General features: G+C 41.9%; 22 protein-coding genes and 1 pseudogene. 7 read left to right on the top strand and 16 right to left on the bottom strand.

The genetic code is table 11. The features are described from left to right. Window positions 1-106: 106 nt before the first annotated feature. From DESPCE1_RS0103520 to DESPCE1_RS0103500, 5 genes are all read right to left on the bottom strand, one after another. Window positions 107-1,327: an FAD-dependent oxidoreductase gene (locus DESPCE1_RS0103520; protein WP_014792661.1), complete on the bottom strand. Its 1,221-nt coding sequence runs from the start codon at window positions 1,325-1,327 to the stop codon at window positions 107-109. 54 nt (window positions 1,328-1,381) lie between these two features. After that, window positions 1,382-1,711, bottom strand: a complete 330-nt coding sequence (locus tag DESPCE1_RS0103515) for a co-chaperone YbbN (protein WP_014792660.1) — start codon at window positions 1,709-1,711, stop codon at window positions 1,382-1,384. A gap of 275 nt (window positions 1,712-1,986) precedes the next feature. Further along, a complete protein-coding gene (locus tag DESPCE1_RS0103510; RefSeq protein ID WP_019849491.1) occupies window positions 1,987-3,378 on the bottom strand; it encodes a S26 family signal peptidase in 1,392 nt (463 codons plus the stop codon). Then, complete coding sequence (locus tag DESPCE1_RS0103505; RefSeq protein WP_014792658.1) at window positions 3,362-4,339, bottom strand: hypothetical protein; 978 nt, start codon at window positions 4,337-4,339, stop codon at window positions 3,362-3,364. Before DESPCE1_RS0103505 ends, DESPCE1_RS0103510 begins: the two co-directional genes overlap by 17 nt. A gap of 70 nt (window positions 4,340-4,409) precedes the next feature. Continuing rightward, the gene (locus tag DESPCE1_RS0103500) at window positions 4,410-4,952 is read right to left on the bottom strand and encodes a signal peptidase I (RefSeq protein ID WP_028305443.1); all 543 of its coding nucleotides are present in this window, start codon (window positions 4,950-4,952) and stop codon (window positions 4,410-4,412) included. A 157-nt stretch (window positions 4,953-5,109) separates the two neighbouring features. Here DESPCE1_RS0103500 and DESPCE1_RS0103495 point away from each other — a divergent pair, with 157 nt between their 5' ends. From DESPCE1_RS0103495 to DESPCE1_RS0103480, 4 genes are read left to right on the top strand one after another with little or no spacing between them, the layout of a single operon-like run. Next, the gene (locus tag DESPCE1_RS0103495; RefSeq protein WP_019849489.1) at window positions 5,110-6,729 is read left to right on the top strand and encodes a spore germination protein; all 1,620 of its coding nucleotides are present in this window, start codon (window positions 5,110-5,112) and stop codon (window positions 6,727-6,729) included. Between the two features lie 33 nt (window positions 6,730-6,762). Then, a complete protein-coding gene (locus DESPCE1_RS0103490; protein ID WP_019849488.1) occupies window positions 6,763-7,929 on the top strand; it encodes a Ger(x)C family spore germination protein in 1,167 nt (388 codons plus the stop codon). A gap of 6 nt (window positions 7,930-7,935) precedes the next feature. Beyond that, a complete protein-coding gene (locus DESPCE1_RS0103485) occupies window positions 7,936-9,039 on the top strand; it encodes an endospore germination permease (protein WP_014792654.1) in 1,104 nt (367 codons plus the stop codon). Between the two features lie 3 nt (window positions 9,040-9,042). Beyond that, complete coding sequence (locus DESPCE1_RS0103480) at window positions 9,043-9,264, top strand: hypothetical protein (protein WP_014792653.1); 222 nt, start codon at window positions 9,043-9,045, stop codon at window positions 9,262-9,264. 121 nt (window positions 9,265-9,385) lie between these two features. On the opposite strand, the gene DESPCE1_RS0103475 is transcribed toward DESPCE1_RS0103480, so the two are convergent. From DESPCE1_RS0103475 to DESPCE1_RS0103465, 4 genes are all read right to left on the bottom strand, one after another. After that, window positions 9,386-9,916 (bottom strand): hypothetical protein, encoded by a 531-nt coding sequence (locus DESPCE1_RS0103475; protein WP_019849487.1) that lies wholly within the window; start codon window positions 9,914-9,916, stop codon window positions 9,386-9,388. 33 nt (window positions 9,917-9,949) lie between these two features. Further along, window positions 9,950-10,072: a hypothetical protein gene (locus DESPCE1_RS23940; RefSeq protein WP_014792651.1), complete on the bottom strand. Its 123-nt coding sequence runs from the start codon at window positions 10,070-10,072 to the stop codon at window positions 9,950-9,952. A gap of 21 nt (window positions 10,073-10,093) precedes the next feature. Then, window positions 10,094-11,044: a cellulose binding domain-containing protein gene (locus DESPCE1_RS0103470; protein ID WP_019849486.1), complete on the bottom strand. Its 951-nt coding sequence runs from the start codon at window positions 11,042-11,044 to the stop codon at window positions 10,094-10,096. Window positions 11,045-11,250: 206 nt separating this feature from the next. Continuing rightward, a complete protein-coding gene (locus tag DESPCE1_RS0103465; protein ID WP_019849485.1) occupies window positions 11,251-12,033 on the bottom strand; it encodes an MBL fold metallo-hydrolase in 783 nt (260 codons plus the stop codon). A 300-nt stretch (window positions 12,034-12,333) separates the two neighbouring features. On the opposite strand from DESPCE1_RS0103465, the gene DESPCE1_RS0103460 reads away from it, so the two are divergent. Further along, window positions 12,334-13,185, top strand: coding sequence for a homocysteine S-methyltransferase family protein (locus DESPCE1_RS0103460; RefSeq protein WP_019849484.1), 852 nt, complete (start codon window positions 12,334-12,336; stop codon window positions 13,183-13,185). 136 nt (window positions 13,186-13,321) lie between these two features. On the opposite strand, the gene DESPCE1_RS0103455 is transcribed toward DESPCE1_RS0103460, so the two are convergent. The 4 genes from DESPCE1_RS0103455 to DESPCE1_RS0103440 all read right to left on the bottom strand — a co-directional run bounded on the left by DESPCE1_RS0103455 (window position 13,322) and on the right by DESPCE1_RS0103440 (window position 18,062). Further along, the gene (locus DESPCE1_RS0103455; RefSeq protein ID WP_014792647.1) at window positions 13,322-14,569 is read right to left on the bottom strand and encodes a dicarboxylate/amino acid:cation symporter; all 1,248 of its coding nucleotides are present in this window, start codon (window positions 14,567-14,569) and stop codon (window positions 13,322-13,324) included. 227 nt (window positions 14,570-14,796) lie between these two features. Next, on the bottom strand, window positions 14,797-16,269 hold the full coding sequence (locus DESPCE1_RS0103450) for a DASS family sodium-coupled anion symporter (RefSeq protein ID WP_014792646.1): 1,473 nt from the start codon (window positions 16,267-16,269) through the stop codon (window positions 14,797-14,799). Window positions 16,270-16,350: 81 nt separating this feature from the next. Then, window positions 16,351-16,671, bottom strand: a complete 321-nt coding sequence (locus tag DESPCE1_RS0103445; RefSeq protein ID WP_014792645.1) for a DUF4387 domain-containing protein — start codon at window positions 16,669-16,671, stop codon at window positions 16,351-16,353. A gap of 26 nt (window positions 16,672-16,697) precedes the next feature. Beyond that, window positions 16,698-18,062 (bottom strand): acyclic terpene utilization AtuA family protein, encoded by a 1,365-nt coding sequence (locus DESPCE1_RS0103440; protein ID WP_019849482.1) that lies wholly within the window; start codon window positions 18,060-18,062, stop codon window positions 16,698-16,700. 272 nt (window positions 18,063-18,334) lie between these two features. Between DESPCE1_RS0103440 and DESPCE1_RS0103435 the strand changes: the two genes are divergently transcribed. Further along, window positions 18,335-19,105 (top strand): GntR family transcriptional regulator, encoded by a 771-nt coding sequence (locus tag DESPCE1_RS0103435; protein ID WP_014792643.1) that lies wholly within the window; start codon window positions 18,335-18,337, stop codon window positions 19,103-19,105. 30 nt (window positions 19,106-19,135) lie between these two features. Further along, window positions 19,136-19,246, top strand: a pseudogene (locus DESPCE1_RS23565) (DUF4180 domain-containing protein); the annotation flags it as partial. Between the two features lie 113 nt (window positions 19,247-19,359). On the opposite strand, the gene DESPCE1_RS0103425 reads toward DESPCE1_RS23565, so the two are convergent. From DESPCE1_RS0103425 to glmM, 3 genes are all read right to left on the bottom strand, one after another. Continuing rightward, a complete protein-coding gene (locus DESPCE1_RS0103425; protein WP_014792641.1) occupies window positions 19,360-20,064 on the bottom strand; it encodes a hypothetical protein in 705 nt (234 codons plus the stop codon). 228 nt (window positions 20,065-20,292) lie between these two features. Continuing rightward, window positions 20,293-22,116 (bottom strand): glutamine--fructose-6-phosphate transaminase (isomerizing), encoded by a 1,824-nt coding sequence (gene glmS / locus DESPCE1_RS0103420; RefSeq protein ID WP_019849480.1) that lies wholly within the window; start codon window positions 22,114-22,116, stop codon window positions 20,293-20,295. 707 nt (window positions 22,117-22,823) lie between these two features. Next, complete coding sequence (glmM, locus tag DESPCE1_RS0103415) at window positions 22,824-24,161, bottom strand: phosphoglucosamine mutase (protein WP_028305442.1); 1,338 nt, start codon at window positions 24,159-24,161, stop codon at window positions 22,824-22,826. Window positions 24,162-24,180 lie beyond the last annotated feature (19 nt).

Below are 24,180 nucleotides of genomic sequence, written 5' to 3'. Positions count from 1 at the left end.
TAATATTAAGAGGCATGGGCATTCCCTCTGGAAAACCCATGCCTCTTTTTAACTTCTCTACCTTTCATTCAGGAACCATTCCCTTAATAATCCTACGACTTCGATCTTATTCTTTACCTAATTGTTCCGCTAACACTTCTTTATCTATGCTGCACTCCAGTTCCTTGACCTTTTCGCCTTTGTCCAGTACCACAACGGCAGGAGCATTCGCTACGCCGTATTTTTCAGCAAGATTTTTCTTTGTTGCCATATCCACTTTGACCAATTTGTACGAATCACCATATTCCTGAATCAGCTCTTCCATCAGGGCAGTGAACTCCAAGCTCGCTGTATTAGCAGCATTGAAAAAAGCCAACAAGACTTTTTTCTCGCTATGGAGGATGTTCTTTTGGAATGCCTCCAGTTCTTCGATATATCGCTCAGCAGCCACAGCAGCTGTAGCACCATCACCTGCCGCTGAGACCACCTGCCTGAGGTATTTAACTCGATTGTCTCCCACTGCATAGACGCCGGGGAGGTTCGTCTCCATTAAGTCGTTAACGGGAATATAACATCGGCGATCCATCTTAATTCCACTCTCTTTGAGGAATTCAGTAGCAGGGATCATACCTACAAAGAAGAACACCCCTTGACATGGAAGTACTGAAGAGCCCCCCGTCTTTAGATTTTTAACCTTGACCCCTTCCACATTGTCCTCACCTAAGACGGCTTCCAAAGTGGAATTCCAGACAAATTCCATCTTTTCATTTTGGAACGCTTTTTCAGCACTGACTTTATTGCAATCCAAAACTCCTTCATCATGAAGGACAATGACCGTAACCTTACGAGCAAATTTGGTAATGAACATGCCTTCTTCAATGGCCTGGTCACCGCTGCCTACTACAACCACGTCTTCGTCCTGGAAGAATTCCGCATCACAGGTAGCACAATAAGCGACACCGCTGCCCCTCAATTCTTTTTCACCGGGAATATTGAGAAGCCTTGGTTGAGTTCCTGTAGCGATGACTACTGCCTTTCCATAAAATTCTTTCTTCTTTTTCGTAGTTACTTTTTTAAGATCCTGGGAAAAATCAGTGCTCACCACTTCATCTTTTAAAAACTCCACCCCAAAACTTTCGGCATGTTTTTTGAAATCACTCATAAGATCTGGACCACTGGTATGGATATAACCAGGATAATTCACAATTTCACGAGTGGTATCCACCATTCCGCCAACGGTTCCCTTATTAATGATCAAGGTCCTAAGTTTCGCTCTTCCTCCATAAATTCCTGCTGCAAGCCCAGCCGGACCTCCTCCAATGATAATTAAGTCGTATGAGTTACTCATCTCTTATAAATTCTCCTCTCCAATAATTGCATCAAATAGTATTGATTATTTAGATCAGACCCACATGAGATTATCTTGAATCTTTTCTACGACTTGGCCTTGATTAAATTCGCCACAGAGCTTACCTTGGTATTCTCCATCTTTGAAAAAAAGCACCTCAGGAATTTGGTCTAATTTAAAGCAGTTAACGACTTCTTTGTTCTCATCGATGTTCACATAATAGAAACCAAATTGGCCCTTGTACTTAGGCTGCAATTCTTCCAACATAGGAATCATTTCCTTACAAGCAGAGCAGTCGTTCTTGTAAAAAAAGATTAAGCACCCTTCCCCAATGTCATAAATTAACTCCTCTAAACCACAACCATCCAACTGAATTAACGACATTTTCAATCTCCCTTCGATCATACAAATTATGAAAAGTTTTTTAAACTCAAAGTAAGCTGACTAAATTATTAATCAACTCATCATCATTTATATCATTGAAAACCAATATATGTCATATCAATTTCACAATTTTTTCACATTTATTATACGCTAAAACTTTCACATTATCAAATAATAAATCTTAAGTTGATTTTAGGTATTCCATTCTGCAAAAAATATCAGAGCTATATAACTTCGCCCCACTAATTAGAAAAGCAGCGACAAGCCTTCATGCACTATCCTTTTAATAGTTTAACAATCTGCTCATGGTAGAACAGCAAGATTGCCGGTATTAATAAGAATAGTATCCTCCCCATAATCGTGTTGGCAAAAAGAATCAACGCTCCCAGCCAGCGATTCCCTCCGCTATAGACGCCATGGATATTCTCCCGTGGCACGGTCTTTTTCATAGCTCCGACCTGAGACATGGGTGGGTAATTATCGATATCCACCACAAGGTTATTTCCCTGGATTGCTACAACCCTTTCTATATAAAATACATTATTTTCTTTAAACAAGATGATCTGTCCTATCTTCAAAGGGTATTGAGGATCGAGCTTTTGAAAATAAGTTAAATCATTTACCATAATCTCCGGCTCCATAGTGTTGGACTGGAAAATAAAGGAGATAACTCCTCGGATACTTACTTCCTGACCTGTAGTAGAGGCATTGATAACAATAATGAACACGTTAATAGCTAGGGCAACGCCAATAAAAGCAGTCACCAATACCGTGACCACTTTATGGATGAGCTTGCGCTCCATGACCTGCTTCCCACCGACGGCAATAAGCTCTTTCTTCCCTGTCTTAGAGTCCATGAGGATCACCGAAGCATCCGGTGGCAGAAGACTCAAGTCCTCAGACAAATTATAATATCGAGCAAGACTATCTGCTCGAAAAAGGCAAACCAGCCCACAGATGATGACGACAATGACCCAAAAAGGAAGATAGAGAGAAAGACTCATGTCAAAGAGATTGAAGATATTCTGCATAGCTACCCTATTGCTTATGACATCATAGTGTCCCAGGACTATTTTCAGCAGGAGAATCAGAAAAGCCGATATCCCAATCCCGTACCGAGCATTGATGATGGTTCTGACATAGAGGGAAAAAACCATGGATAGTATAGTGAGCAGCACTAAGTCTATTAACCCTACCAGGAAAAGTGATGGGAGATAGGCAATAATGAGGGGAAACTTCAAGAGACTTGTAAACAATAGTATGGCTACAAATCCCAAAGTGTAGACAAACAAGGAGGTATACCCCAAAGCCAAAAGCTTAGAAAAAAACATCCCTGCCGGGGTATAGCCCATATGGATCATCAAATACCATGAATTCTTTCTGATTTCTGAAAAGAAAAGGGTATCATAGTAGATGATGTAATACCCAGCAGACAAAAAATAGGCAAGATGAATATAGATATATATGGTAGAAAAGTAGCTGGGCTGCATGATCTCAGGGACTGCATCTGAGAGGACGCTTTCCTGTAAGGTCTGAAAGACAAAATAAAGGGCGAAGGAAATCAGCCCCAGAAAAAGCGCAAAAGAAATTTTCCGGTTGGCGCTGATCTTATTTTCTGTATAAGCTTGACGAAGCTCCTTCTTTAAAAAGCTATTCCGGTAAATCATACTGCCTCATAAGCTCCTCCAAGGCATATTCTACTGTTTTGCTGTTCTTCTCTATGGACTGAGGAAAATATCCCGAGTCAATAATCCTTTTATAAATCACCTCCAGGTCACTGCGCAAAGAAGTTTCTCCCTTAATTAATAAACGGTCATGTTCTACAACCAGCTGATGATTGGGAAGAATTGCCCGAAGGGCTTCCTTTACACCTGCAAGGTCCTCATCCCTAAGAATCATTTCCACCTTGTCATACTGATCACGAAAATCCTGAACAAGACCTTGATGGATTAAACGCCCCTCTGCCAATACAGCTATATGTGTACAAGCCTTTTCAATCAATGGACAGATAGGGGTAGCTACAACAAGTGTTTTCCCAAGTTCTTTAATGAAGTCAGCCATATTGGCGATAACCTCTATAAGGATTGAGTCAAACTCATATTCAGGAAGATTAAAGACAATCATCTGGGCATCTGAGTAAGCTGCCGCAACTAAAGTGACTACCGCCTTCTCCTCTTTTGTAAGCAGGCCTATGGTCGTAAGAGAAAGATGACCCAAGCCAATTTTGATGATCAACTCAAAAATCTGCTCCTGTCTCTCCACAGCATTTATCTTCCATTTAGCAGTGGCGAGCATGAGAAATTCTAGTACATTCATAGTGTTATAGAGCATGTCTGAGTTACCAATATAAAACACATGCTTTAATATCACTCGTTTTAGCCTCATCATGCCCCGTTCTACCAAGACACAGCGTCCACTTTCGTAGGGTCGAATATTGGCCATGATCTCCAACAAAAGCTTGATTTCGAAACAGGATGTCCCTATGATCCCCCATATCTCAGCCCTATTGATTTGAAGATTAATATCCTTCAATACTTGCTGAAGGCTTTCTCCCTCTCGTAATAAATACTCAGCCGATGAGAGGTTTTCCATCAGTACGACCTTTTGAGACACAGTCAAACTCTCCATAGGCTTTTATCCTCCAGTTTTATAGCCCTTATATAAACTCTGTATCTCCAGCATTCAATGTTATTAATCTTTAAGATAAAGGTAGTCGTGCTATAAATACTCCAATCACCCGCTCAGGGGTAAGTACCTCCTGGTCGATCACGTTGACGGGATTATCTCCTTTGGTCAGATAACCTATACTTCCCGCTCCTTCATCGAGCACTTCAATAATGCGATGGGTTATGATGGCACCGGATAGAGTCTGAAATGTTACGATATCATTTTTTTCTAATCTTTCCGGATTTCTAGGTTCATGAGAAAGAATGACTGTGCCTACCTTTAAGGTAGGCTCCATACTTCCTGATTCAATCACAAATAAGTAATAGCCAAAAATACTGGGAACTTCTCCCCTACCCTTAGCCATATTAATAGACACTAAAGAAAAAAGTAAAGTCACAACTATAACGCCAAAAAGCATTCTACTTAAAACTTTTAGAAGATCATTTCTACCTCCCAGTCTGTCCACTTTAAGATTCTTGTTGCTATGTAGATCAGACTTCTTTAGTTTTTTAGCCTGAATCTCTTTGCGCATGTCTTCTATTTGCTGCCGAGTTGTGTGTTTTGTGGAGGACATTGTCCGGTCCTTTCATTCCCTTATTTTGTTTACTAGTATATCCTAGCCGTTTTTTTCGATGCTTGGATATGATAATAATTTTTAATCTCCCGTTTATTATTTTCAATAACTACACATTATAGAAAAGACCGAAACAATTTTAGGCAGGTTATGTAAAGTGTTTCAATATATTAAAAAACAGCTCCAAGTTATGAAGTTGACGCATTTAAATACTTATAAAGAGCAAGAGAAGATCAGTGAGTATTCCACCTCCAATCTCTCACAAGATCTCCATAAGAATCTTGAGGACATCAAAACTATTTTCGGGTCAAGTTATGACTTAACAATACGCGAATTTGATTTCGGTCCTCAGGGAAATTTTAAAGGCGCACTTGTCTTCCTAACGAGTATGATCGACAAAACATTCTTGAACGAAAGCATAATGAAACCTCTGATGTTTGATACCCGATTCATCGAAAAAGAGGAAAGAAAAACCTTTAATATCAACAGTATTAAGACGACGATGCTTTCGGTTGATGAAGTCTATACAGCTGCCACAATTAATGAAATCATCGAGAGATGCCTGACAGGCTATATCGGTTTGCTCATCTCCGGCTTAAATGAAGCTTTACTCATTGGGACAGATGGTGGTGAGACCCGAAGCCTTGAGGAGCCTAAAACTGAAACCGTTGTTCGAGGCCCTCGTTTAGGGTTTACGGAAAATTTACTTACGAATATATCCCTTTTAAGACGCTATATTAGAAATTCAGATCTTACCTTTGATACCACAATAATAGGCCGAGAAACCAAAACAGCCGTCTGCACAGCCTACATCAAAGGAATAGCAAATCCCCAACTCATCGATGAAATCAAACGTAGACTCGATCGAATTGATACTGATGCCATTCTTGAGTCAGGTTATATCGAACAATTTATTGAAGATGCTCCTTTTTCGATCTTTTCTACAGTAGGAAACAACGAGAGACCCGATGCTGTCGCAGCAAAAATCCTAGAAGGGCGTGCAGCTCTTTTAATTAATGGGACTCCTTTCGTGTTAACTGTTCCCCTGCTCTTCATTGAGACTTTCGCGAGTACTGAAGATTATTATTCCCGCCCCTACTTTGCGGGTATCGTGCGAATGACCCGTTTTCTATCTTATTTTATTTCTATCTTAGGACCGGCAATTTTTGTCGCCTTGAGCACCTTTCATCAAGAATTAATTCCGACTCCATTACTGTTTACCATGGCTGCCTCTGAGGAGGATGTGCCCTTTCCTGCCGTTATTGAAGCCTTATCCATGGGAGCGGTCTTCGAGATCCTTAGAGAAGCCGGGATACGGCTGCCCCGCCCTGTTGGTCAAGCAGTCAGTATCGTGGGTGCTTTGGTTCTCGGCGAATCCGCTGTCCAAGCCGGATTTGTCAGCCAGCCTATGGTTATCGTCATATCTTTAACAGCCGTTGCCAGCTTTGTAGTCCCTGCTCAAACAGACTCAGGAGCTATATTGCGGTTAATCATGGTTCTTCTCGCAGGAACCATGGGTATTTTTGGAATCATGATAGGATTTATTGGAATCGTAGTCCATCTTGCATCACTGAGATCTTTTGGTACTCCCTTTTTTTCACCCATTGCCCCACTCACTCCTTTAGATTTGAAGGACACTATTATTCGATTTCCTTTATGGACTATGGTTACCCGTCCGCGTTTGATTGGATGGAATGATCCCCAGAGACAAGCTTTTAGATTGAAGCCGACACCTCCTTCAAAGGACGAAAAGCGGCAAGACGATCCAGATCAATAGGTTAAAGGCAATAATCGATGGAGTAAAATATCTATGAAAAGCCGAAAGTACTCTCTATTCGTTCTCTTATTATGCATAATATTGGTTTTGAGTATGACAGGGTGTTGGAATCAACGAGAATTAAACACTTTAGCTATTGTCATGGGGTTAGGTATTGATAAGACACAAGAATCGAATCAACTCCTTGTCACTGCACAAGTCGCAAATCCTAAAGAGCTCCAATCATCCCCAGCTAGATCGAATGCCCAAGCATTTTGGAACATCCAAAATACTGGAAATACTCTTTTTTCGATTCTACGTGACTTCACCCATATATCTAACCGCAAACTCTATTTTCCTCATATTCAAGTGCTAATTCTCGGGCGAGACTATGCCAAGGAAGGTATTCAGGAGGAACTAGACTTTTTTATTCGAGACCATGAAACTCGATTAAACATTTGGCTCGTTGTCTCTGAAGGTAACGCTAGGGATGTTTTAGATATTGAACCTGTAATAGATAGAATTCCTGCAATCAATATTTCTAAACTACTTGATGAACAAGACCCAAACTCTCAGACCAGTACAAATCAACTCAATGACTTTTTAACCGCTCTGATTGATCGAACCACTGCACCGACTGCACCCCTAGTTGAAATTGTCGGTAAAGGGGATAAGAAATCACTTCAGGTCAAAGGAACGGCAGTTTTCAAAGACGATAAGCTCGTTGGAGAGCTAAATAAATATGAAACCCGTGGACTTTTATGGGTAAAGGATGAAGTAAAGAGTGGCATTATCGATGTGGAGTGTCCAGAGGGTGATGGTAAAGTCAGCATAGAACTTATTGATTCTAAGACTAAAGTCAGCGCAGAGATACGGGATAACCGGGTGGTTATGAGGGTTTATATTCGTGAAAAAGGTGCACTTGCTGCTCAATATTGTGCAGAAAGTTTAAGAACAAAAGAAAAAGTCGAAGCTCTTGAGCGAAATACGGCCGCAGCCATTCAAGATGAAGTTCTGACGGCATTCAGAAAGGCTCAAGAACTCAATGCGGATATTTTCGGTTTTGGTGAGGTTGTGCGCAAAGAGCACCTCAAAGAGTGGAAGGATATGAAGGAGCGTTGGGATGAAGTTTTTTCAGAGATTATAGTAGAAGTCACTGTGGATGCCAGTATCGAACGTTCGGGCAGGGCACACTATCCTCCCGTGCCAGATAAGGAGTAGAGAGTATTGATAAAGTTTGAGAAGGAAATTATTTCAAGTTCACAGCTCAACTTTTTAGTCATCGGTTTTGTCACGGGGGGCCTCGTTACAGTACCCTATTCTACACAAATCATTAACCAAGATAATTGGCTTGCTGTCATTATTGCATTCATTCTCAGCTTGCCTATGGTTTTAGTCTATATCCACCTTGCTCAGAGATTCCCAAAAAACAACTTGATAGAGATCCACGATATAGTATACGGTCCTTTTGTTGGCAAATTGATCTCGGCGACCTACATCATCTTTGTCTTCAATCTTCTCATCTATAATCTCGTTTATGTGGGAGATTTTTCGCTAACGTACCTTCTTCCCGAAACCCCTATGTGGATTGTTCTGCTCATGTTCACCTTTGTGTGTACTTGGGCCGTAAGGTCAGGCCTAGAAGTTATTGTTCGGGTTAATCCACTCTTTGTTGCAATCACTCTGTTTATCACTTTTTCGACCATGATTTTACTCATTCCAGAGATGGATTTTTCAAATCTTATCCCCCTTTTTGACACACCCATGCCTGATTTTATTCAAGGCGTACACGTCATGCTTACCATCCCATACTTGGAAATCGTTATCTTCTTATTTTTCCTGCCCAGTGTCAATAACACAAAGCAAATTCCACGATCCATCTTATTTGGCTTCAGTTTTGGATCACTTTTCTTACTTTTACCTATCATTCGAAATACCACGGTGCTGGGTCCTTTAGTCGGCATGCTAACCTCTCCCTCTTATGAGAGCATTCGCTTAATTGATATCGGTAATTTTCTTACGCGATTAGAAGTGCTGTATGCCATTGCATTGATTATTATGCTGTTTATTAAGAGCAGTCTCTTTTATTATGTGACGGTTTTAAGTATAGCTCAGCTCCTACGCCTGCACTCTTATCTCCCCTTAGTAGTCCCCTTAGGAATTATCGGCATCTGCTTAAGCTTAATTGTTCATGAACCTTCTCTATTAAATATTGATACCACTGTGGACGTATGGCCATTCTTTGCTCTTCCCTTTGAAGTTTTCCTTCCCATCCTCACATTATTACTGGCTAAATTTCGAAAATTACCTAAGCAAAAACAGGAGGGATAAAGGGTGAACATTCTTCTCTTGGTCATAGTCTTTTTAGGTGTGGTACTATTTGAAATACCTAACTTAATTCAAAAAAAACATTGGCGGGAACTCATTACAGTCACCTTTTTCCTGTCGATTGGCTTTATTCTCTCTCTGCTGTTAACTATGGGCATTGAAGTCCCCAACCCCAGCAAAGCTTTGGTCTATATCTTTAAAGAAGTATTGCACTTAAGTTATCATTAAAAAGAATCTAAAAGCGGAAGTATTAGGTCATACTAACACTTCCGCTTCTTGAACTCTATCTATACGCTAACGAAACTCGCTTTCGTTTTCTTCCTTAAATTAAACCTTTATGGGAATCAAACTACTTTTGGATACCGGTCACAGAGACTTGAATGGCTGTCCCGTAGCCTGCCCCTGCATAGTTAATATCTACATTAGTATTACTTGGCCAGTTGACTGATACGGTATAGACCTTTTCCTGTCCTTGGGCACTAAGAACAAATTGGTCATTAATCTCTACTTTACCTTCGGAGTTTACTGTACCTATTATATCCCCCGCAGAATTTTCTACTGTGAATACCAAGGGCGCAATGGCTTTTTTGCCGTTAGGAGCTAGTACATCCACATCAATATCTAAGTCCATAGCCGTTTCACTGACTACAGTACCTTCAAAATTCTTAACGCTAAACTGCCAACTCATGGTTTCAGAAGGGGCAATCTTAACATTTTCAACAAAGGTATCTGTCCCTCCTTTAGTAAGGATAAACTCCTTAGCCACCACACTTCCTTGAGCTAATGCATCAATATGTGTGGTGTATATAGCCAAAGTTCCGGAAATGATGGATGTGGATACCACTAAAGCGAGCGCGACTATGCTTAGTACTTTTTTCATTAGTTACTTCCTCCATGATGTTATGCTTTATTTTTAATGGGGTGTGATACTTATTCCAAAACTAGACACACTGTTATAATTAGAAAGGGTACCCACCGTTAAGGAACTAAGAACCATAACCGTTAGTACAAAAATCAGAATAACCTTTGTCCTCATAACCCCTCCTCCTTTAATTCATTAAGGTTGGTGTATCACATTAACGTTAGAGATAAGACCTGTGTTACTACCACCAACACCAATATTTTGGAGTGTATCCACACCCATCCCACTGGCCAATCCTCCAAAAGATACGCTTTGTCCGGGTAAGATGTTGTCCATACTCACGTTGTTATAGGCTGGGTTTTCAAATCGATAAATTCCTTCGGGTGAACGCGATATTAACTTGGCATTCCAGGCATTATTCAACCGATCGCTTTGGAGGAGGAAGGTCATAAACCAATCTTCGATGGGTACAGAGGAATTGTTGGTGATGGTAATCTTATATTGATATTGATACTCTCCGCTTTGCCCGTTCTGCCAAGGGGGAGTGGTTTCATAAAGCACGCTTACCTGACCCTGCTCGGGTTCAGGAGTTTCCGGGTTTGGACTGCTGTCCAAGGGCACCTGGGAAGCCTGGGCATCCACTATGATACTTGTACCAAATTTTTCCCCAGCATAATCCTTATCCGACTCACTTTCGTTGGGCCAAGCAATCTCCACCAATATATCTCGTTCTTGACCTGTTTCAGCAAGAAGGAAGGATCCTAAAAGATCAAATGTCCCAACCCCCGTTACCTGGTTCAGAATAGTCCCCATTCCATCTCTCACAGTTACTGTGAGGGGCTCAATAGCCTTTTTACCTGGGGAAGCGGATATATTAAATGTAAGTTTATAGTAAATATCTGTCTCAGATATCACATACTTTTCATAGTTCTTCACTTTAAACTGCCATTGAAGAGTCTCCGAAGGTGCTATTTTTAACCCTTCTTGAAAGGTGTCCGTTCCTTCACCGACAAAAATAAACTCCTTAGCCACCACACTGCCTCCAGCAAGGTTGTCGATGGCGACAGTATAAGATGCAAGTGTCCCTGCTGCAATTGAGCTTACCATTGCCAATACCAATGCTAAAAAAAGGATTATCCTCTTCACATGACCTCACCTCCATTACATGGTGCTCTTTCTCTTATGAAACGAGACCTCAAATCCTCGGGTTATGTTCAAAACCACTCTATGTGAGAACTGTAAGATGAATTAGCTATCTAAAATTTAGAATTACTTAAACAGATTACCATGATTAGTAAAATACGGTCTACATGTACATTATGGAAAAACAAATGACTTTAATCCATTTATTGTTAAATAGTATGAATGATATTGTAGGATGACCATTCCCCTCCAGAGAGTGTTTTAATGGCCTGTTTTTTGGGGTATATTATTTTATCAATCTCTCCATCGGTAAGACCTTTGGCCCTCAATTCCCTCACCTTACCCTGCAATTCCGTAAGAAAATCAAGCTTCTGTCTCATTTTTTCCTTGCCCTTAAGAACGACCCCGGCATGGGAACAAAACATCGTATCAAAATCAAGCTGCAGTACTTTTTCTAGGGTAGCTATCATCTGAAGCATATTTTCTTCATAAAGAGCTAAGAGCACTTTCCGACCTATATACAAATCTCCTGTAATGAGCCAGCCTTGATCCTGCTCATAGAATACATGGTGGAACTCCGTATGGCCAGGTGCCTCAATGGCCTCGAAAGTGTATCGCTCCGTCCGGATCACCTTCGGCATGGCTTGAGGGTAAAAAGGTTCTCGACCTCCCCAGATAAGACGACGATATAGCCGATATTTTCCCCTTTTCTCCGCGGTTTTAATAGCCTCAGAGTGAAGATAGATGGGTACCAGTTTATTCTTCTGCAGCCAATGGGCCATACCGGAATGATCTTCATGGACATGGGTAAGAGCGACTTGTTCAATGGTCTGCTGACTGAAGAATTTCGCTGTACCTTTTTGCAAGGTAGATGGTCCAGTGTCAAAAAGCAGTCCATCCACTAAGTAGATATAGACGTTCATCTTAATACTAAGTCCACTACAGAGACCATGAGTAATAATAATGTCTTTATATTTACTGAAATTTATCATTCTTTTACCTCCTTATGTTTTAGAAGTTGCACGTAGCATATTCTGAATTTATAGATTATTTAGTATATTGTCAATGCACAATTGATTATTAGCGCTCGAATAAAAGGGAATTCAATTAAAGCCTGAGTTAGAATCCAATATTCAATAAAGGTTTACTTGCGAATCTGAATTTCTCTCTTTATTATAATAAGGATAGTTGTTATTTTTATAGATAACCTCTACTAGAGAATCACTTACTGTGATAGAATCAGAAAATCATGAGCGCTATAGGCATCAATACTTTTTTTGGGAGGTTTTTTCGTGATACTAGATAAAGAATCAAATCTTATCTTTGATGGAGCAATGGGCACCATGCTGCAAAAATATGACCTTAACCCCGGTCAGCCCCCAGAGGTATTGAATATAACGAGACCGGAGATTATCGAGGAAATCCATAGGAAATACATCGAAGCCGGCAGCAATATTATCACCACTAATACCTTTGGAGCCATTGAGACGAAATTAAAAGAAACCGGATATACCGTAGAGGAAGTAGTTCAGTCAGCTATTGCCATTGCCCGAAAAGCAGCAGGAAATAACCTGGTCGCTTTAGATGTGGGACCAACCGGTGAGCTTGTTGAACCTTTGGGCGATTTATCCTTCGAAGAGGTGTATGACTTATACACCCGTCAAATCAAGGCAGCGACTTTAACCGGGAAAGTCGATCTGGTATTAATTGAGACCTTTTTTGACCTAACTGAAGTAAAAGCAGCCATTAAGGCTGCTAAGGATCATTCTTCCCTGCCCGTTATCTGTACATTTACTTTCCAAAAGCAAGGAAAAACCTTAATGGGCAACGATGTCAAGACGGTAGCAGCTTCTTTAGAAGAGTATGGTGTTGATGCTATTGGCGCCAACTGTTCTTTAGGTCCCTGTGAGATGTTGCCCATTGTTGAAACCATGGTGTCTTCTACCCATTTGCCTATTTTGGTTCAACCCAACGCTGGGTTGCCGAAATTGATCGATAACCAAACCGTCTATGATGTGGAGCCTGAGGAATTTGCCCGATATATAAAGGCTATGGCTAATCTGGGTGTGAAGTGGTTTGGCGGATGCTGTGGGACAACTCCTGAGTTTATCCGTGCAGTGAAGGAATCGTTGAGTTTACTATAACGGATTTGGTTTCTATGTAAAATCACTCGAAGAAGGGTAAAGACCGGGCTATCAATGGATAATCCTGTCTTTACCCTTCTAATATGACATCGTAGGATGCTCAATTATGGTATTTTTCTTCATAGTCGGCCAAGCTTTAGTCCAAAACAGCTTCCTTTCTCCCGTAAAACACTTCTTTGTCAAAGTCCTTTTCCCAGGCAGCAATAGCCACTGCACCCGATAAATCATCGGTTACATTCAATACTGCACGAAACATCTCTGCAATCCGATCCACTCCAGCCAATAACGCAATTCCCTCAATAGGAAGTCCAACCGCGTTGAGGACAATAGCCAAGGTCACCATCCCTCCTCCGGGCACTGCAGTACCACCAAGACCAATAAGCACAGCAAAGAAAACCAACATGATTTGCTCTGTTAGTCCAAACTCAATACCGAAAAATTGAGCGATCATAATGCTGGCCACAGCGTGGAACATTGCGGTTCCATCCGAATTCATCGTCGCCCCCAATGGTAATGCGAACTGACTTATGGTTTTACCTACACCGAGGTTTCTCTGGGCTGTCTCAATGGATATGGGCAAACTGGCCGCTGATGAACATGTGGTAAACGCCACGATCATCGCATTCAGACTTCTTCGATAGAATTGGATCGGACTTACTCGAGCGATACCCCATACTACGATACCGCAAATAACAAATGTCTGTAAAATGAGAGCAATGATCAAAGTAACGAGATATTTTGCCAGAGGAATCAAAACCTCAATCCCCACAGTTCCTGTTACCCAGGTCATCAAAGCGAACACAGCGTAAGGGGCCATTTTCATAATGATGGTGATCATCTGAATTGCTGCGGAGTTGATGACGCTAAACGCTGATAAAATCCGAGTTCCCGCATCTCCCAACATGGATAAAGCCAGGCCAAAAAAAGCAGAAAATATCACCATTTGGAACATATCTTGGCGAGCCATAGCATCTACAGGATTTTTAGGTACCATTTTCAAAATAACCTCTGAAATCGAGGGAGCAGATATTTCACTTACCGGAGAAGAAAGAAGGTCGGTCGGGGGAGTAATACCTGTTCCTGGTTGAAATATATTACCGATCCCCACACCAATGACAATGGCGATAATTGTAGTTCCTACATAGAAAATCAACAGCTTATACCCTAAACGGCCAAGCTTTTTCATATCTCCACCCAACCCACCGATAGCGCACGACACTCCGGTGAAGATTAAAGGAATAATAGCCATTTGAATTAGTCTCAGAAAAATATCACCAATGATTTTTATAGAGCTAATCTTGTCCCCGAAAAACCAACCAAAAAATATGCCTAAAGTCATACCGATAAATATCTTCAGGGTAAGGGACATCCTTTTCTTCTCCATAAGATCATTCCTTTCGCTTGTAGATATCTGCGAAGTCTGGATATATCCAAAAATAACTCAGACACATTTGCCCTTGCAGCAACTTTCATTCTTTTTAATTTTTTTAGATATATCACCGAGCCTCCTCTAAACATGATAATATTACAAAGTGAAAATGCTTCTCGATAATGACGATTATCGAGAAGCTGTCTTTCTATCTTTCAATTACATTGGAGTTAATATTTATATTACATCCAACCATACAACCATATCCAATATGGAATACTAACCACCATCAAGGCAAAATAAGTATAGGCCCAAAAACTTTCGGCTTTCCAGAACTTTTTGTGGTCAGGGAAATAGCCACTGAGAAGGAAACCGACCCCATGACCGGCACCATAAGGCGTCAAGGCTCCGAAGCCTTCTTTAGTGTGAATTAATAACATTCCGAACAGTTGTACAGGGAAACCAGGAATCGAAGAGACTACGGCCAACCATAGAGGCATTAAAGTGGTAACGTGGGCAGTGATACTTACATAGAGGTAGTGGAGTAAGAAGTCGATTAAAGCCAGTAAAATCATGATCACAACCGGCGATAAAGCTAATCCCACTAGATAAGTCGCTGAAGCTTGAGAAACCCATTCCAAGAATCCCACATCTTTTAATCCGTTAGCTAAAGTAATCAATGTACCCAGCACCATGACAATATTCCAGGCTGACTTTTCTTCAATGACTTGCTCCCAAGTAATAACCTTGGTTAAGAGCATTGCCGAAACTGCCATAATGGCTACCATAGCCGGAGGGAATATGTCGTCCATGCTGATCCACGCGACAAGTGCGAACAAGAAGATTATGAGTGTAGTGATTTCTTTTTTCGAGAATTTCCCCATTTCTTTTAACTGTTCTGCAGCCCAGTTTGGAGCTTCAGGGAACTTCTTGATTTCAGGCGGGAAGAATTTATAAGCAATCAACGGAGTCGTAACTAATAGAATTAAGGCCTGGGGAATGAAGCCCACAAGATAACCCATCCAGGAAATCGGAGTAAACCCGGTGGCTGCAGCAATATATTCAATCCCAAGAACCGTCATGGCTGCGGCAGTCAAGAAGGTGGAGCTGGAGATGAAGGTGGCAGTAAAGGATGTAAAGAGAAGGAACGAACCGATCTTTCCCGCTGATTCACCAGGGTGAGAGCCCAAGGCTTCTGCTGTGGCTCTGGTGATTGGGTACATGGTGCCGAAGCTGCGGGCTGTGTTCGATGGCATAAATGGACCAAGGCAGAAGTCGGCAAGGGTGACTGCATAACCTAAGCCCAATGAGGTTTTACCTAAAATTTTGATGAAGAAAAGTGCAATCCGACGTCCGATACCGGTGTCCTTCAGCGCTACAGCAAAGATCATGGCCGCAAAAACCAACCAGACTACACTGTTAGAAAAACCGGATATAGCCCAACTTAACGTGTCTTTACCACTTTTACCAAGAAGGTTAAAGATAGCTATAAAAGAGATTCCAATTAAGCCGATGGCTCCCATAGGGAGGGCTTCCAAGGCGACGCTTAAGATAATTGTCACAAATGCAGCGAAATAATACCAGGCATTCGTTGGTAATCCCTCGGGATTGGGAATAATAAACGCGATGATTAGACCGATAACAATAGGGATAATAATTTGCAGCAGTTTTGACGTTTTTCTTTCCGGTTTTGGGTCCATTTCCTTTTCTTCCATAATTTCACCTCATTTTATTTTTATTCCCCTGGCTCCCTCCCTTTGGAGGGGGCCAGGATAAGGAATACCTTGAGTGAACCGTTAAACTGGAATTTCGATATCCAGTAAAGGAGGATATTGCTGGCTCCCGAACACATCGCTGTCTCCGGCACTTCCACTGGGTTTTTTTCTATTGATGGTAAATTTAATAGCAAAAGCAGGATCAAATTCCACGAAATCAGCGATATCACTGTCTGTAAGACCAAATAACTCTTTCACAGTTTCCCGAGTGAGAGCACCACTTTTTCTGACTAAGTCGTAGTTTTCTTTTTCTCTAAAAATGATGTCAAAGGTAATTCTGTCGGTACCTGCATTTTTGCTACGGATGGTCTTAGCCAACTCAGAAAGTTTTCTTGTTGCCATGTTTAAATCTCCCCTTCTAATTTTGATTATTTTACGTCGATCATAGTGACTTTGAAGAGCTCCATAGGGTCATCCACAGGTACAGTGTGATCCATGGTCCATGTATAAGCATCTGTTGCTTGTACGACTTCATCCAGGATAAAAGCTACAGAACCCGCTGTTCCCTTAACTTCTGGTAAGCGTGCGTAGAATAATTGACGGCAGCCCAGCATTGCTACTTCTTCAGCCATTTCCTTAGTAGGAGCAACACCTTGAACAATCACACAAAGTTCATGAGACTTGATTTCTTTGATAGGTTCCAGATCACCCATGACTCCGTTCTTACCATAGACATGATAATGGAGCTCATAACCGTTTTCTCCGAACCGTTCTACGACTTGACTCTTAGCCCATTCAATCATTTGATCCACATTTTGTACTGAATAGGGATCACGGATTCCGGCAATACCGATAAAGCGGGAGCCTACTCTTCCAGCTCCCTCCAGCTTAACCTTGACTTTGCCTTCAATAGGTACAAATTTGGGATTGGTAATGCGGCAGGTTTTCTCATCATGCTGTTCGTAAACGCATTGACTCATATCCATCATGCCGCCGGCAACATACTCAAAGTAAGGATTGGTTCTTTCATACATAGCATGACCGGCAACGGATGCCACAGTGCACATTTGATCCGGATGCATTGCTTTAACTTTTACATCTTCGTGACTGATAATACCCATTACTGATTCCTTACCGCCGTAAGGTTCTGCACAGAAAGATGCGCATTCAAGGACTTTGCCTAAGTAATAGGACAGGTTCTCCGGGTATCCTTGTTGAATGGCTGGAGCTGCAAAAATAGCGCAATCACTGGAGCGTCCACCAATAATAACGTCTGCTCCCATGTCAAGCAGTTTAATATAAGGATGGACTCCAGCTACCGCAACGATGCGATCGGTCTTCTCAATCTCTTCCTTTGTCAAATTGCCACGTCCGTCTAAACCCTCCAAAGTTTCACCGTTTTCGAGCTTAGTCATGAGGTACTCTTTATCAACTTCTGAATAGAAATACCCCAGTTTGAATTTGGGTATATTATGTTTTTTAGCAAGGTCCTTGATAATTTGAACATAGGCATCCACTTGTTTATTGGTGCCGGTATCTCCGGCAGAACCAATCAACATCGGTACACCCAATCTGCGTGCTTCCACCAGCATCAGTTCAAGGTCATGGATCTGAGTGGATTTTAAACTTGTGCAAATATCGGCGCCTAAGGGACCAGGCCCGATATCGTCACTACCCGAATCGCATAAGATATAGTCGGGATTTTCACTAACTCCAATGTAGAAACTCTTCTCTTTTGTCGGACCAAAACCAAGATGACCGTTAGGACTAAGGAATTTCAGTTCTTTTTTCATGCTAGATCCCCCTATAGTTTTTTCCGGATAATTACAGTAATCATCGGCTGAATAATTATATCCACTTCGCTCTAATGATATTACTGGTTATATCCAGTTATAATATGACATTCTACATTCTTCCTCCTATTCCTTCTTTAAGAATAATAAAGTTTAAAAATTTTTCAAAGTTTTTTTAATGGTTATGTCCAGTTATGCAAATTCTCTAATTGGTCTTGTAAATAATTTAGAATTATGCTAAAGTCAGACCTATAAAATAGGACGGTGGTAATATGTCAAGCGCTTTTAATGATAATCAAATTCCATTGTATATTCAGTTGAAGAACTTGATTACACAAAAAATTAAAGATGGTGAATTTCTCCCGGGTGAAAAGCTACGCTCTGAGCGGGAATTATGTGAGTTATATGATGTCAGTCGCATTACGGTCCGACAAGCCATGAATGAACTGGAAAAAGAGGGGCTGATTTTTAAGACCCACGGAAAAGGTACCTTTGTGGCAGAGCCCAAAGTAGAACAAGAGCTTTTTACAATCACTCCTTTCCAGAATTCCCTTCTTATGAAAGGACTTAAGCCCAACACCAAAATCATGGAATATCTTGTCCTGCCCAATTCTTACGAAATTAGTCTCATTCTCAATGTTCCCCTAGTCGAGCATATCTTTCAGTTGAAGTTACTTGGATTAAACGAAGATAATCCTATGGCTTTTTATAATTCTTATTTTTCCATTGAGTTGGGCCAGAAAATGCTGGAGCTTGCTGTGTCAGCTTCTTCTCGTCACGAATCCTTTACTACCCTGGATCTATATAAAAACATCCCTGAAATCAACCTGAGAACCATAAGTCAAACTATTGAGGCTTCAATAGCTGATAGTTATATTGCAAGCATCCTGGAAGTTAAGAAAGGGAGCCCGATCTTTATCGTTCAATCCGTAATCTATTCTGACCAAAATCAACCTCTGGAAAAAAAGACTGCCATTTACCGCGGAGACAAATACAAATTCTCTGTCATCCGAAACCCTAATAACAATGAAGTTTCACCTTAAGAAATTTTATAAAAGCTGCCCTTATTACCTCCCCAAAAGACCATTCAAAAAGGCAGATTTAAAGAAATGGCCATGCAAACCAATAAAGGAAATTTTAGAATATATGAAAATAAAGAAGAAGCCGAAATATGGCTTCTAGAACAGAAAGACATCTTAAAACCCGTGGCATTAACCGGATATTGCCGATTACTACCACGGGTTTCATTTTTAGATTATATCTTCATCATTTAGGACGCTGCAGTCTTAATTTTTTACTAATTGGACTGGAAATAAAGATCCCGATCGTTAGAGGGAGCATAATAATACCCTTCTTTTTTTCCAACTTGGACGCCATCCAATTTATCCCGGAGATTTCCACATTGGATGCCTACTATATCTTTGAGTTCATCTATCCAAGATGGAGAAATGGGATTCATTAGGACTAGATTGACGCAAGCAAAGATTGGTTTGACCTGATTTGTCAGTTTCTTTAGACTACCTAAAACTGCCCAAATTTCAATGGAGTTCTCTTCCTGGCTGCTTGCAATAAAGTGTAGTCTGTTTACTTGCTCTATAAATTCAGGAAGCACCCATATTTTCGTGGATATATCAATGAAAATACGTACTTTTTGCTCGATTTTCTTTTCATTTCGAATCGCCCAAGTAGCTAAACACTCCAAAAAAGTAATAATTCTTGGAGCATAATCACAAGCACAATGGTAAATACCAGGCTTGCTAGGATTAGTAGCCCAAGAAATATCTGAATCATACGGATCTATAGTTATAACGGGGTTCTGGTGTGAATCGTGCCACATCCTTTTTTCCGAATCTGTAAGAACAATGTTGATTGTATTCTCTTTGACATATTCTCTGTCCTGAAGGATAGACCATATTAATTTCGTCTTCCCAGATCCAGCCTCACCCAGAATCAGATGACTACCGGAGAAAAATTTTTCAAAAGGTTTTACATTCTGCTCCATTGGCATTACTTCCTTTCAAAATAATATTGTGCAAATCCTATTTAGAGAATATTTTAATTGCTTTTGATATTATAGTTCTACATCTTCTTCAATTAACCTCTACATTTTTAGAAAAATACAAATCGATAAGGAATAAAAAAACCGTGGTCTTGACCGGTTCGCAGCCGACCAATACCACGGGTTTTATTATTCTTTTTTACTTCTGCAAACTATCTTGGGCTTAAGAAGTTACTCGACAGTAACGCTTTTTGCCAAATTTCTTGGTTTATCCACATCGCAGCCTCTGGCTACGGAAACATAGTAAGACAAGAGTTGCATCGGAATCACGGTAAGAATCGGAGCCAGTTCGGCGATGGTCTCGGGCAAATAGATTACATGGTCCACTGATTTGACCAGGTCCTTATTACCTTTGAAGGTGATGCCAATGACTCGGGCATCACGGGCTCTGACCTCGATAATATTGGATAGAGTCTTTTCATAGACATCCATCTGAGTGGCCAGGGCAATGACAGGAGTCTTGTCGGTGATTAAGGCTAGGGTGCCGTGCTTGAGTTCCCCGGCTGCATAGGCTTCCGCATGAATATAAGAGATTTCTTTGAGCTTTAGAGCACCTTCCATAGCCACGTTCCAATCCAGGCTACGACCGATGAAGAAAGTGTCTTCTACATCAACAAAGGACTGAGCAAAGTCTTTAATATGCTCGGCCTCATCGAGAATTTCCTGAACTTGAGCGGGAATTTTGCGTAGGGCAGCAATGACTTCCTGGATTTTTTCGGCAGACAGGGTGCCGCGAATCTGAGCCAGATATAGCCCTAGAAGGACCATTCCTTCCAATTGGGTGGTATAGGCCTTAGTGGAGGCTACGGCGATTTCCGGGCCGGCCCAGGTGTAAATTACATCATGGGCTTCACGGGCTACAGAGCTTCCTACCACATTAGTGACGGCGACTACGCGGGCACCGTTTCTTTTGGCCTCCCGGAGGGCTGCTAAGGTATCAGCGGTTTCACCGGATTGGCTGATGACCACGACTAACGTATGCTCATCTACTAAGGGAGAACGATAGCGGAATTCTGAAGCGATATCCACTTCTACCGCGAGACGAACCCAGCGTTCAATGAGAGTTTTCCCCACTAAGCCCGCATGCCAAGCTGTGCCACAGGCCACGATAAAGACTTTTCGAAAGTTCTTCAGTTGTTCTGCAGTTAGGTTCACTTCACTAAGAACGGCCCTATCTTCCTCCAAGCGGCCGATTAAGGTATCCTGAAGAGCACGAGGCTGTTCGTAGATTTCTTTAAGCATAAAATGATCATAACCAGCTTTTTCAGCTGCTACGGCATCCCACTTGACTTCATAAAGCTGCTTTTCCTTTTCTTTCCCTTCAAAATCCGTAATTTTTACCCCATCTTTAGTGAGAACAACCATCTCACCATCTTCGATGATATAGGTTTTGCGAGTGTAGTTAAGGATAGCAGGAATATCACTGGCTACCAAGAATTCCTCTTCTCCTAATCCTACAACCATGGGACTGTCTTTGCGGGCAGCCACAAGAATATCCGAATCTTGACGGCTCATCACCAGAATAGCGAAGGAGCCTTTGAGTTTATTAATCACTTCGCGTACCGTTGCGACTAAGTCGCCCTTATAGAAATACTCCACTAAGTGGGGCAATACTTCGGTGTCTGTCTCCGACACAAAGGCATGACCTTGTTCGATTAGCCACTCCTTCAGCTCGATATAGTTCTCAATGATCCCGTTATGGACTACGGCGAATTTCGCTTCAGTATCCAAATGAGGATGAGCATTGAGATCGGAGGGACGGCCATGGGTTGCCCAACGGGTATGCCCGATGCCGATGCAGGTCTGAGAAAAATCCTCTCCCAGCTTGTCTTCTAAAACAGCTAATTTGCCTACTGTCTTGCAGGCCTTAATGGCGTCCTGCTCAAGGACTGCCACCCCGGCTGAATCATATCCGCGGTATTCTAACTTCTTTAGTCCATCCAATAGAACAGGAATAGCCGGGCGTTTACCAATATATCCAACGATACCACACATAGTTTTTTTCTCCTCTCAACTCTGCTTCACATGCATAGACACACAAGGAAGTCTCTAAAGGTAATACATAAAGAAAACCCGGCTTCGCCGTGCCTTTGACCCATATCCCCAGTGAGGCGAAGCCGTTGGTTGCCCTTATGCTTAGAAAGTATATAACGCAAGTTTATACTTTCTGATAGTGAAATAAAAAACCGCTCTCCGAGCGGTTCAAGGTTTTCTGGCAGCATGAATAAAGAGGTAATCCAAAAAAGGGCAGACTACTCCTATTCCTTGAAGTTTACCTATTGTCCCGCAAATTACTTCACGGTTTTGTGATAAGCTTACGGTGTCAAGACACCGAGAGGGCATCCGCCGAGTCTTTCGATAACCCTCCTCCTCGTCAACCATGATCGAGATTCGATGTTAGAACCTCGTGCCTCGTACTTCGTACCTCGATTCTGGTCCAGGCGCTATATGAACTTGCCAGATCTTAACCACACAGATGTCTTGTTACACTCATTCACTTTGCTCTTTTTTCCTTCTTACACATCCCCCCTATCAAGAATGTTCATGTACACTCCAGAGCTGTCCTTTGATCTTTACAAAGCATCATTTATCATGACACTCCACGATTAAAGAATAGTTTGAGGCACATGAACATTATACGTCTTCCTTGAAAAATATCTACAGTAAATATTTTCTTTTGACTAAATTCAGCCAAAAATTTCTTAAAGCTCTTCCCGTTTAATAATATCCACCACGGATTGGGCTAGGCCCATGAGCTGCTCATGATCCTGTCCTTCTACCATGACACGAACTAAGGACTCAGTTCCGGATGGGCGTACGAGAACCCGCCCCCGATCTCCCAGAAAGCGTTTGACTTCCTCCACCTTTTGGAAGACATAAGGGTTTTCCATGGCTTTCTTCTTATCCTTAACTTGAACATTAATCAGTACCTGAGGTAGACGCTGCATTTGGGCGGCGAGCTTTGAGATTGGTTTTCCTTGCTCCTTAAGCACTGCTAGAAGCTGCAAAGCCGTAAGCAGGCCATCGCCGGTGGTGTTATGATCCAGGAAAATAATATGCCCGGACTGTTCACCCCCTAGCTTCGCTCCTGTTTTGAGGAGCTCTTCCATAACATAACGATCCCCTACCTGGGTCTCATAAACTTTAACTCCAGCTTCCTTTAAAGCGATATGCAAGCCTAGATTACTCATGACAGTGACTACGATGGAATTCTCCGCCAGCTGTCCTTTGGCTTTTAGCGCCAAGGCACAGATAACCATGATAAAATCCCCATCAACGACTTTTCCTTCTTCATCTACGGCTATTAAGCGATCCGCATCGCCATCATTGGCTAAACCCAGGTCGGCCTTGTGCTCGACTACGGCTTGTTGAAGTACCTCCGTATGGGTGGAGCCGCAACCTGCATTGATATTAACCCCATCAGGGGTAACAGATAGAGGGATTACCTCCACTCCCAGTTCCTGAAGAACTTGGGGACCTACCCGGAATGCAGCACCATTGGAACCATCATAAACCACCTTAATTCCTGCAAGGGAGCCTACGGTCCTTTTCAGGAAATCCATATACCGACGCTCGGCATCCTGGACCTCTATCACTCGCCCTACTTCACCACCAATGGGGGTGGCCCAGGGCTTTTCATGACTACGGACAAGGTCTTCGATCTCTTCCTCCACCGCATCAGGGAGCTTGTAACCTGTACAGAAAAAAAACTTTATTCCATTATCTTGAACCGGGTTATGAGATGCTGAGATGACGACTCCGGCACTGGCTTCTAAAGTTCGTGTTAAGTAAGCAATCCCTGGAGTGGGTAAAACCCCTACCCTCAACACATCAGCTCCAACCGAGCATATCCCGGCAATTAAGGCTGCTTCCAACATATCTCCGGAAATCCGGGTATCTTTGCCGATTACAATACGAGGATGGGGGTGTTCCTTACTCAATACATAGGCGCCGGCCTGACCCAAACGAAACGCTAAGTCGGGCGTTAGCTCCTTATTAGCCACACCTCGTACCCCATCCGTTCCAAACAATTTACCCAAGTAAACTACCCCTTCCATA

Origin of the sequence: Desulfitobacterium sp. PCE1, from assembly GCF_000384015.1 — a bacterium.
Taxonomy (GTDB): Bacteria; Bacillota; Desulfitobacteriia; order Desulfitobacteriales; family Desulfitobacteriaceae; genus Desulfitobacterium; species Desulfitobacterium dehalogenans.
The sequence above is the reverse complement of the archived record's forward strand: the minus strand, read 5'-3'. Positions and strand labels throughout refer to the sequence as shown.

Bases quoted from the DNA above. Each gene is read 5' to 3' on its own strand.
- DESPCE1_RS0103510 (WP_019849491.1), bottom strand. From the start codon at position 3,378: ATGATTTACCGGAATAGCTTTTTAAAGAAGGAGCTTCGTCAAGCTTAT.
- DESPCE1_RS0103515 (WP_014792660.1), bottom strand. From the start codon at position 1,711: ATGTCGTTAATTCAGTTGGATGGTTGTGGTTTAGAGGAGTTAATTTAT.
- DESPCE1_RS0103465 (WP_019849485.1), bottom strand. From the start codon at position 12,033: ATGATAAATTTCAGTAAATATAAAGACATTATTATTACTCATGGTCTC.
- DESPCE1_RS0103455 (WP_014792647.1), bottom strand. From the start codon at position 14,569: ATGGAGAAGAAAAGGATGTCCCTTACCCTGAAGATATTTATCGGTATG.
- DESPCE1_RS0103490 (WP_019849488.1), top strand. From the start codon at position 6,763: ATGAAAAGCCGAAAGTACTCTCTATTCGTTCTCTTATTATGCATAATA.
- DESPCE1_RS0103425 (WP_014792641.1), bottom strand. From the start codon at position 20,064: ATGGAGCAGAATGTAAAACCTTTTGAAAAATTTTTCTCCGGTAGTCAT.
- DESPCE1_RS0103505 (WP_014792658.1), bottom strand. From the start codon at position 4,339: ATGGAGAGTTTGACTGTGTCTCAAAAGGTCGTACTGATGGAAAACCTC.
- DESPCE1_RS0103445 (WP_014792645.1), bottom strand. From the start codon at position 16,671: ATGGCAACAAGAAAACTTTCTGAGTTGGCTAAGACCATCCGTAGCAAA.
- DESPCE1_RS0103475 (WP_019849487.1), bottom strand. From the start codon at position 9,916: ATGAAAAAAGTACTAAGCATAGTCGCGCTCGCTTTAGTGGTATCCACA.
- DESPCE1_RS0103520 (WP_014792661.1), bottom strand. From the start codon at position 1,327: ATGAGTAACTCATACGACTTAATTATCATTGGAGGAGGTCCGGCTGGG.
- DESPCE1_RS0103500 (WP_028305443.1), bottom strand. From the start codon at position 4,952: ATGTCCTCCACAAAACACACAACTCGGCAGCAAATAGAAGACATGCGC.
- glmS (WP_019849480.1), bottom strand. From the start codon at position 22,116: ATGTGTGGTATCGTTGGATATATTGGTAAACGCCCGGCTATTCCTGTT.
- DESPCE1_RS0103440 (WP_019849482.1), bottom strand. From the start codon at position 18,062: ATGAAAAAAGAACTGAAATTCCTTAGTCCTAACGGTCATCTTGGTTTT.
- DESPCE1_RS0103450 (WP_014792646.1), bottom strand. From the start codon at position 16,269: ATGGAAGAAAAGGAAATGGACCCAAAACCGGAAAGAAAAACGTCAAAA.
- DESPCE1_RS23940 (WP_014792651.1), bottom strand. From the start codon at position 10,072: ATGAGGACAAAGGTTATTCTGATTTTTGTACTAACGGTTATGGTTCTT.
- DESPCE1_RS0103435 (WP_014792643.1), top strand. From the start codon at position 18,335: ATGTCAAGCGCTTTTAATGATAATCAAATTCCATTGTATATTCAGTTG.